At 48.3% G+C, this 1,612-nt stretch carries 1 protein-coding gene and 1 pseudogene (1 of these 2 running past the window's edge); both read left to right on the plus strand.

Annotated features, from left to right (window positions below):
- Positions 1 to 792, plus strand: a 792-nt coding sequence (locus tag J4G02_11190) for a hypothetical protein (protein ID MCE2395141.1), incomplete at its 5' end; no start/stop codon positions are given.
- Positions 793 to 879: 87 nt separating this feature from the next.
- A pseudogene (locus J4G02_11195) lies at positions 880 to 1,612 on the plus strand (Eco57I restriction-modification methylase domain-containing protein); it runs 715 nt beyond the window's last position.

Genomic DNA, 1,612 nt, shown 5'->3' on the forward strand with positions numbered 1-1,612 from the left:
CAGATAGAAACGGTCGGAAAGGTTGTGCCGCTCGATTATAAGTTCGATATAGACTTCAACGGCTTCCTCTTGACTCAGGCAAAAGCCGAGATTATCCTCCAACAGCTTGACCCGCATCCCAATGTCGGGATGTATGAAAGCCCTTTCTATCTCCAGCAAGACCTGACCGGAGCTCGCATCCTCCGGGAACGTGTGTGCAAACCTATTGTTGAACACTTCCGCGAAGAGGTTCTGCATGCCCATAGCAGTGACGGCTTCGTAATTGGTGGTGGTGCCACGCAAACTCGGCACGATGCCGCGCTTGCTGCTGCCTTCAACAAACCTTTCTGGCTGCAATTGGTCGGCACCGGTATCACGACCGCCTTCGCCATACATCTCGGTTCGGTCCTCTCACACGCCCAACTGCCCTATATCACCTGCTTCGAGCTATGGGAACACAATCTGCTTAAAGGAGAGCTTGAGGTGGTAGATGGGTTCATTGACGTGCCGGACGCGCCGGGATTGGGAATTGAGGTCGATGAAAAAGCCATTGAAAAGTACAAGGTTGAGCCCAGCACACCCACACCGACAGCGTTGTACCGTCAGAAGAAGCGTATCCTTCGTATCAATTGGCCCGGTGTTGGAAAAAAACAGCGAGTTTGGGAGTTTACCGATGAGGGCATTTATCAACAAGCTTTCTATCAAGGTAACCTCCCCGGCTTTGAACGCGGCGTGAATCTGGAGGTCATTGAGGACGATAATAGCCGCGGTTTTCAAAGACAACATGAGAAATTGGCCGTCCGTGGTCTATAATCGTCTGAATCGTATCTAACTGCAGTTCGGCCCTATCGAAAGCTGCCACTAAAGCTTTTTGTTAGGGCGCAAAATAGGAAACGCATGATGTTGTCAACGATTGAACAGACCAGATTGCGGTTATCAAAAAACACTGAAGCAAAGAAAAAATCGCAGTTCGGTCAGTTTCTGACATCAGCAAGGACTGCGGCTTTCATGGCAAGTCTTTTCCCTGATGGCGAAGGTAGATGTCGCTTGCTTGACGCGGGTGCTGGAATTGGCTCGCTTTCTGTAGCTTTCTTGGACAGGTGGAGTGCCGCCGGTTTCGACTTTCAGCGTGTAGAACTAGATGCTTTCGAGATTGATGATTCTCTATATTCTTATTTGAATCAAACATTGGAAAAATACAAAAACAATCCCCAGTTTATTCCTACAATCCGAAAGGTTGATTTTATACACGCTGCTGTAGATTGGCTTTCCGGAAGCCTTTTCGCTGAAGAACTCCAAAAATATACTCATGTCATCCTTAACCCACCTTACAAAAAAATCAGTAGTAATTCACCGCACCGTTTGGCCTTACGTCGCGTTGGGATCGAAACGGTGAATCTGTACTCGGCTTTTGTGGCACTAGCTGTTGCGCTAGCTGCGCCGGGCGGGCAGATAGTGGCAATTATTCCGCGCAGTTTCTGTAATGGACCGTATTACCGCCCATTTCGTGATTTTATCCTTGAGCGCGCAGCCCTCCGGCACCTACATCTTTTCGAGTTTCGTGACAAAGCATTTAAGGATGATAAAGTATTGCAAGAGAATATTATTATCAGACTTGAGCGTAGTGGACAAC

Source organism: Candidatus Poribacteria bacterium, assembly GCA_021295755.1.
GTDB lineage: Bacteria > Poribacteria > WGA-4E > WGA-4E > PCPOR2b > PCPOR2b.